Consider the following 8,074-nt stretch of genomic DNA (forward strand, 5'->3'; position numbering starts at 1 on the left):
GCTAGTCGCGTGGGCTCGGAGAGGTGTATAAGAGACAGCGTCGAGGGCGCGGGGGACGACGTCGTCCAGCCCGATCGGGCGGGGGAACACGCTCAGCGCCCCGGCCTGCAGCCGGGACATGTCGAGCAGGTTCTCCACCAGGCGGGTGAGCCGGTCGAGGGATTCGTCGGCGGTGGCGAGCAGCTCGTCGCGTTCGTCCCGGCTGAGCACGGCCTCGGCGGAACACAGGCCGGTGACGGCGGCCTTGGCGGCGGCGAGCGGGGTGCGCAGGTCGTGGCTGACGGCGGCGAGCAGCGCGGCGCGGACCCGGTCGGCCTGGGCGATGGGCACAGCCTGCGCGGCGGCTTCGGCCAGGCGGCGCTGTTCGAGGGCGACGGCGGCCTGGGCGGCGAAGGCGGCGAGGATGCGGCGGTCCGCCGCCGGCAGCGGCCGTCCGGTCAGGGCGAGGGCGAGGGTGTCGCTGACGGGGACGTCCACCGCGCCGTCCTCGGGCCGGGTGCACGGCTCGGGGCCGACGCTGAGCACCGTGCGCCAGCCGTCGCCGTCGCGTTCGAGCAGGGTCGCCGAGGTCATGGCGAACGTCTCCCGAACCCGCTCGAGCAGGGCGGGCAACGCGTCCTCGCCGCGCAGCACGCTGCCGGCGAGCACCGACAGGGTCGCCGCCTCCGCGGAGGCGCGCACCGCCTGGCCGTAGCGGCGGGTGGAGAGGGCGACGACACGGCTGACCATCGTCGCGACCAGGACGAAGCCGGCGAGGGCGAGAGCGTTGTTGCCCTCTGCGACGGACCAGTGGTGCAGCGGCGGGGTGAAGTAGTAGTTGAGCAGCAGGGAGCTGGCCAGGGAGCACAGCAGCGCCGGCCAGAACCCGCCGATCAGCGCCACCGTCACCACGATGATCAGGTAGCCGAGCATCTCGGTGGCGAGGTTGAAGGTCCCGCGGGCCTGGATCAGACCGGCGGTCAGGGCGGGGACGAGGGCCAGGGTCAGCACGGTCGCGATCAGCCGGCGGCGCGGGGTGAGGCCGCTGCGGACCCGCGGCAGCCGCCAGCCGGTGCCCGCCTCGGCGTGGGTGACCATGTGCACGTCGATCGGCCCGGACAGGTTCGTGGTGGTGACGCCGATGCCGGGGCTGAGGATCCGGGCGAGCCGGCCGCGGCGGCTGGCGCCCAGCACGAGCTGGGTGGCGTTTTCCGCGCGGGCGAAGTCAAGCAGCGCCGTCGGCACGTCGTCGCCGATCACCTGGTGGAAGCTGCCGCCGAGGCTGTCGACGAGGGACCGCTGCCCGGTCAGGGCCGCGGGGTCGGCGCCGGTGAGCCCGTCGGAGCGGGCGACGTGCACGGCGAGCAGCTCCGCGCCCTTGGTCCGGGAGGCGATCCGGGCCGCGCGGCGGATCAGGGTCTCGCCCTCCGGGCCGCCGGTGAGCGCGACGACGACCCGCTCCCGGGTCTCCCAGGTTCCGCCGATGTGGTGCTCGGCCCGGTACCGGTCGAGCTGGTCGTCGACCTTGCCGGCCAGCCACAGCAGAGCGAGTTCGCGCAGGGCGGTGAGGTTGCCGGGGCGGAAGTAGTTGGCCAGGGCCGCGTCGACCCTGTCCGGGGCGTAGATGTTGCCGTGGGCCATCCGCCGCCGCAGCGCCTCGGGGGCCATGTCGACGAGCTCGACCTGGTCGGCTTCGCGGACCACCGCGTCGGGCACGGTCTCCCGCTGTGCCACGCCGGTGATCGTCTCGACGACGTCGTTGAGCGACGCCAGATGCTGGACGTTGACGGTGGAGATGACATCGATGCCGGCGGCGAGCAGTTCCTGGACGTCCTGCCAGCGCTTGGTGTTGCGGCCGCCGGCGACGTTGGTGTGGGCGAGCTCGTCGACGACCGCGACCGCGGGGCGCCGGGCCAGCACCGCGTCGAGGTCCATCTCGGTGAAGGTGGCGCCGCGGTGCTCGGCGAACCGGCGGGGGATCACCTCCAGCCCGTCGAGCATCGCGGCGGTGTGCTGGCGCCCGTGCGTCTCGACCAGGGCGACGACGACGTCGGTGCCCCGGTCGAGACGGCGGCGGCCCTCGTCGAGGGCGGCATAGGTCTTGCCGACCCCGGGCGAGGCCCCCAGGTAGATGCGCAGTGTTCCGCGTGGCACGCCACCCATGGTGCTCCCGTCCGCACCTGTGCGGGAACCAGCGGAAGGCCGGTTTCGGTCGCTATTTCATGATCGGTGTTAGTGGGCCGTGAGAAACCGGCCGGGCGCCGTGAGAACCGTGTGAGTGATCGCTGTTTTCGGGTGTCGTCGCGCTTTACTGGGCCCCTGCCGGAATGAAGGAGGGGCGCATGCAAGACGTGGTGTACGTCCTGCTGACGCTGGGATGTTTCGCGCTGTTGGCGCTGGTGCTTCGAGGGGTCGAAAGGCTGTGAACGCGGAGAACGTCGCCGGCCTGGTGCTGTCGATCGGTTTGGGAATCTTCATCGTCGTTGCCCTGCTGTTCCCGGAGCGGTTCTGATGTCCTCGTCCGTCGCCGGTGTTCTGACCGTCGTGCTGCTCGTCGCCGCGCTGTGGGTCACCTACCGTCCGTTCGGCGACTACATGTACCGGGTGTTCACCGCGAAACGGCACCTGCGGGTCGAACGAGCGATCTACCGGCTGACCGGGGTGAACCCCGACGCGGGCCAGCGCTGGGGGGTCTACGCCCGCAGCGTGCTGGCCTTCTCGCTGGTCAGCGTCCTGCTGCTGTACCTGTTGCAGCGCCTCCAGGAGCACCTGCCGCTGAATCTGGGATTCGGTGCGGTGGGGCCGGCGCTGGCCTGGAACACCGCGGTGAGTTTCATGACGAACACCAACTGGCAGGCGTATTCGGGCGAGTCGACCATGGGCCACACCGTGCAGATGACGGGCCTGGCCGTGCAGAACTTCGTCTCGGCGGCGGTCGGCATCGCGGTGGCGATCGCGGTGGTGCGCGGCTTCGCGCGGCGCCGGTCGCCGGTCGCCGCGGGTGGGTCGGGGAGGCCGGATGGACGGGGTGCCGGCAGCCAGGACGACGTGGTCGGCACCGACGACGAGCTCGGCAACTTCTGGGTGGACCTCACCCGGACGGTGATCCGGATCCTGCTGCCGGTCTGCGTGGTCGTGGCGATCGTCCTCATCGCCGGCGGGGCGATCCAGAACCTGCACGGCAACCGGGTGGTGTCCACGCTGACCGGCGGCCATCAGACGATCACCGGCGGGCCGGTCGCCAGCCAGGAAGCGATCAAGGAGTTCGGCACCAACGGCGGCGGCTTCTACAACGTCAACTCGGCGCATCCGTTCGAGAACCCGACATCGTGGACGAACCTGTTCGAGATCTACCTGCTGCTCGCGATCGGCTTCTCGCTGCCGCGTACGTTCGGCCGGATGGTCGGCGACCGCCGCCAGGGGCTGGCGATCGTCGCGGTCATGGCCGTGCTCGCCCTGGGCAGCTTCGCGGTGAACGCCGCCTTCCAGACCGCGCACCACGGGACGGTGCCGGTCGCGGTCGGCGCGGCGACGGAGGGCACCGAAACCCGGTTCGGCGTGCCGGACTCCGCATTGTTCGCCAGCAGTACGACGCTCACCTCCACCGGCGCCGTCAACTCCTTCCACGATTCCTACACGAGCATCGGCGGCGCGACGCTGCTGTTCAACATGATGCTCGGCGAGGTCGCCCCCGGTGGCACCGGATCCGGCCTTTACGGAATGCTCGTGCTGGCAATCGTCACCGTTTTCGTCGCCGGGTTGATGATCGGGCGAACACCCGAGTATCTCGGGAAGAAGATAGGTTCCCGGGAGATCAAGTTCGCGTCCCTGTACTTCCTGGCCACGCCGGCGATCGCCCTGCTCGGCACGGGGATCGCGATGGGTCTGCCCGGTGAGCGCGCCGGCATGCTCAACTCCGGGGCGCACGGCCTGTCCGAGGTGCTCTACGCGTTCACCTCGGCGGCCAACAACAACGGTTCGGCGTTCGGTGGCATCACGGTGAACACCACCTGGTACAACACCGGGCTGGGCCTGGCGATGCTGTTCGGCCGGCTGCTGCCGATGCTGCTGGTCCTCGGGCTGGCCGGCTCCCTGGCCCGCCAGCATCCGATCCCGGCGACGGCGGGGACGCTGCCGACGCACCGGCCGCAGTTCGTCGGGATGCTCGGCGCCGTCGCCGTGATCATCGTCGCGCTGACGTTCTTCCCCGCCCTCGCCCTCGGCCCGCTCGCGGAAGGGATCCACTGATGAGCACCACCACCACCGTCGTCGCCTCGCCCGGCGCCGCGTCGCGGCGTGGTCCGGGCCGGGGCGGGCCGCGGCGGGTCGGCGGTGGCCTGCTCGACCCGCGTCAGCTCGGCCGCTCGCTGCCCGCGGCCCTGCGCAAGCTCGACCCCCGCACCCTGTGGCACAACCCGGTCATGCTCATCGTCGAGGTCGGCGCGGCGTTCACGACCGTGCTGACCATCGCCGACCCGTCGGTGTTCGGCTGGCTGATCACCGTCTGGCTGTGGCTCACGGTCGTGTTCGCGAACCTCGCCGAGGCCGTCGCCGAGGGCCGCGGGAAGGCCCAGGCCGCGGCGCTGCGCCGCACCCGCACCGACACGATCGCCCGCCGTCTGATCGGCTGGTCGCCCGGCCAGCCCGCCCCCACCACCGAGGAGATCGCCGCGGGCGCCACAGCTGCGAGGGAGAGCGCCGCGGGGAAGCGCGTCTCGGTGGAGGAGATACCCGCGCCCAGGCTCGTCCGGGGGGACGTCGTGCTCGTGGCCGCCGGTGAGCTCATCCCCGGCGACGGTGACGTCGTCGAGGGCATCGCCAGCGTCGACGAGTCGGCGATCACGGGGGAGTCCGCGCCGGTGATCCGCGAATCCGGTGGCGACCGGTCGTCGGTCACCGGCGGGACGAGGGTCCTGTCCGACCGGATCGTCGTGCAGATCACCCAGCAGCCCGGGGAGAGCTTCATCGACCGGATGATCGGCCTCGTCGAGGGCGCCGACCGGCGCCGCACCCCGAACGAGATCGCGCTGAACATCCTGCTCGCCGCGCTCACCGTCATCTTCCTGCTCGCCGTCGCCACCCTGCAGCCGCTGGCGATCTTCACCAAGGCGCAGCAGCCCGCCATCCCCGACTCGGCGGCCCTGACCGGCGACGGGATCACCGGCATCGTGCTGGCGTCCCTGCTGGTCTGCCTCATCCCGACGACGATCGGGGCGCTGCTCTCGGCGATCGGCATCGCCGGGATGGACCGGCTCGTCCAGCGCAACGTGCTCGCGATGAGCGGCCGGGCCGTCGAGGCGGCCGGCGACGTCAACACGCTGCTGCTCGACAAGACCGGAACGATCACCTTCGGCAACCGGCAGGCCCGGGAGTTCCTCCCGGTCGGCGGGGTCGACGCGGCCCTGCTCGCCGACGCCGCCCAGCTGTCCTCGCTCGCCGACGAGACGCCGGAGGGCCGCTCGGTCGTCGTGTTCGCCAAGGAGCACCACGGCCTGCGTGAACGCTCACCCGGCGAGCTGCGCGCGGCGACGTTCGTGCCCTTCACCGCGCAGACCCGGATGTCCGGCGTCGACCTCGCCGACCCGGCCGCCGGCGCCGAGATGCGTAGGCAGATCCGTAAGGGTGCGGCCAGCGCGGTGATCACCTGGGTGCGCCAGGCCGGGGGGACGATCCCCGCCGAGCTCGGCAAGATCGTCGACGGGGTCTCCGCCGCCGGTGGGACGCCGCTGGTCGTCGGGGAGACCACCGGCGCCGGCCCGGCGGCGCACGCCCGGGTACTCGGCGTCATCCAGCTCGCCGACGTCGTCAAGAGCGGCATGCGGGAGCGGTTCGACGAGATGCGCCGGATGGGCATCCGCACCGTCATGATCACCGGGGACAACCCGTTGACGGCGAAGGCGATCGCGCAGGAGGCCGGCGTCGACGACTTCCTCGCCGAGGCCACCCCGGAGGACAAGCTGGCGCTGATCCGCGCCGAGCAGGCCGACGGCAAGCTCGTCGCGATGACCGGCGACGGCACGAACGACGCCCCCGCGCTCGCCCAGGCCGACGTCGGCGTCGCCATGAACACCGGCACGTCCGCCGCCAAGGAGGCCGGCAACATGGTCGACCTCGACAGCGACCCGACGAAGCTGATCGAGATCGTCGAGATCGGCAAGCAGCTCCTGATCACCCGCGGGGCGCTGACGACGTTCTCCATCGCCAACGACGTCGCCAAGTACTTCGCGATCATCCCGGCGATGTTCGCCGGCGTCTACGGCGGGCTGGACCGGCTGAACATCATGCGGCTGGCCACCCCCGAGTCGGCGATCCTGTCCGCCGTCATCTTCAACGCGCTCGTCATCGTCGCCCTGATCCCGCTCGCGCTGCGCGGCGTGCGCTACACGCCGAGCAGCGCCTCCGCCCTGCTCTCGCGCAACCTGTCCCGCTACGGCCTCGGCGGGATCATCGCCCCGTTCGTCGGCATCAAGATCATCGACCTGCTCGTCCAGTTCATTCCGGGGGTGGGCTAGCCCATGTTCGCGCGACTACCCGGCTGGGCCCGCCAGCACCTGGCCGCCCTGCGGATCCTGCTCGTGTTCACCGTCGTCGTCGGCCTCGCCTACCCGCTGGCGATCCTCGCCGTCGCCCAGCTGCCGGGCCTGCACCACCGTGCCGACGGCTCGTTCGTCACCCGCGCCGACGGCCAGCGGGTCGGCTCGTCGCTGATCGGCCAGTCCTTCACCGACGCCGACGACAACCCGATCACCCGCTACTTCCAGAGCCGCCCGTCGGCCGCCGGCGACGGCTACGACCCGACGTCCACCTCGGCGTCGAACCTCGGCCCGGAGGACGTCGTCGACGCGTTCGACGATCCCGCCACCAAGGACGACGACGAGTCGCGGCAGAGTCTGCTCACCCAGGTCTGCGCGCGCAGCCAGGCCGTCGGGGCGCTCGACGACGTCGACGGCCGCCGGCCGTACTGCACCGCCTCCGGAGTCGGCGCCGTGCTCGCCGTCCACCACGCCGGACCCGGCTACGACGGCCGGGTGACGCGGGTCGTCAGCGTCAACGAGCTGTGCCCCGCCCGGCCGTTCCTCACCACCTACGCCGGGATGCCGGTGCGCTGCCGGTCGCTGACCGACGACATCGCCGCCGGCCAGCGCGTCCTGATCCGCGGCGACGCCCCCGCGCACCCCGCCGTCCCCGCGGACGCGGTGACCGCCAGCGCCAGCGGTCTCGACCCGCAGATCAGCACCGCCTACGCTGACCTTCAGATCAGCCGGGTGGCCCGGGTCCGCGGCCTGCCCACCGGCCAGGTCTCGGCGCTCGTGCGGGATCACACGGCCGGTAGAAGCCTCGGCTTCCTCGGTGAACCGGCCGTCAACGTGCTCGATCTCAACCGGGCGCTGGACGTGCTCATCCCGGCGCGACGGTGAGCCCGCCGGCCGGGTCGGGTGGCGAAGGGAGCGGCAGCCAGGTGGGACGCATCCTGCTCGTCGAGGACGAGCCGCAGCTGCTGCGCGCGATGCGGATCAACCTGCGCAGCCGTGGCCACGAGGTCCGCACGGCCGTCGACGGCGGCCAGGCGCTCACCGAGGCCGCGAGCTACCCACCCGACCTGGTCGTGCTCGACCTCGGCCTGCCCGACCTCGACGGCATCGACGTCATCCGCGGCCTGCGCGGCTGGACCCGCGTCCCGATCATAGTCCTGTCCGGCCGCACCTCCGGCCACGACAAGATCGCCGCCCTGGACGCGGGCGCGGACGACTACGTCACCAAGCCGTTCTCCGTGGAGGAACTGCTCGCCCGCATCCGCGCCGTCACCCGCCGCGCCGGCGGCGCCGAGACCGGCCCGGTCATCACCATCGGCCGCCACCGCATCGACTTCGCCGCCACAGTCGTCACCGTCCTGCCGGACCCGGACCCGGATCTGGATCAGGCGCCCGAGTCCGAGCAGGCGCCCGGGTCAGTGCGGCTGACGCCGACCGAGTGGCGTCTGCTGGCCGTGCTGGTCCGCGAGCCCGGCAAGCTGATCAGCTCCCGAGCCCTGCTCGACCAGGTCTGGGGCCCCGGTCACGCCGACGACACCTCGTCCCTGCGGCTCTACGTCAAC

At 72.0% G+C, this 8,074-nt stretch carries 6 protein-coding genes; 5 read left to right on the forward strand and 1 reads right to left on the reverse strand.

Going from position 1 to position 8,074, the window contains the following annotated elements; translation table 11 throughout:
• On the reverse strand, window positions 1-2,142 hold a 2,142-nt coding region (locus NBZ85_RS23765; RefSeq protein ID WP_261562625.1), incomplete at its 3' end, for a sensor histidine kinase.
• Between the two features lie 259 nt (window positions 2,143-2,401).
• Between NBZ85_RS23765 and kdpF the strand changes: the two genes are divergently transcribed.
• From kdpF to NBZ85_RS23790, 5 genes are all read left to right on the forward strand, one after another.
• Window positions 2,402-2,491 (forward strand): K(+)-transporting ATPase subunit F, encoded by a 90-nt coding sequence (gene kdpF / locus NBZ85_RS23770; protein ID WP_136447494.1) that lies wholly within the window; start codon window positions 2,402-2,404, stop codon window positions 2,489-2,491.
• Complete coding sequence (gene kdpA / locus NBZ85_RS23775) at window positions 2,491-4,227, forward strand: potassium-transporting ATPase subunit KdpA (RefSeq protein ID WP_261560147.1); 1,737 nt, start codon at window positions 2,491-2,493, stop codon at window positions 4,225-4,227. The genes kdpF and kdpA overlap by 1 nt, the downstream gene beginning before the upstream one ends.
• On the forward strand, window positions 4,227-6,491 hold the full coding sequence (kdpB, locus tag NBZ85_RS23780; protein WP_261562626.1) for a potassium-transporting ATPase subunit KdpB: 2,265 nt from the start codon (window positions 4,227-4,229) through the stop codon (window positions 6,489-6,491). The genes kdpA and kdpB overlap by 1 nt, the downstream gene beginning before the upstream one ends.
• A 3-nt stretch (window positions 6,492-6,494) precedes the next feature.
• Window positions 6,495-7,397, forward strand: a complete 903-nt coding sequence (locus NBZ85_RS23785) for a potassium-transporting ATPase subunit C (RefSeq protein ID WP_261562627.1) — start codon at window positions 6,495-6,497, stop codon at window positions 7,395-7,397.
• A gap of 41 nt (window positions 7,398-7,438) precedes the next feature.
• The coding region (locus NBZ85_RS23790; RefSeq protein WP_261562628.1) for a response regulator transcription factor at window positions 7,439-8,074 on the forward strand (636 nt) is incomplete at its 3' end.

It is taken from the genome of Frankia tisae (assembly GCF_025403405.1).
Classification (GTDB): Bacteria; Actinomycetota; Actinomycetes; order Frankiales; family Frankiaceae; genus Frankia; species Frankia tisai.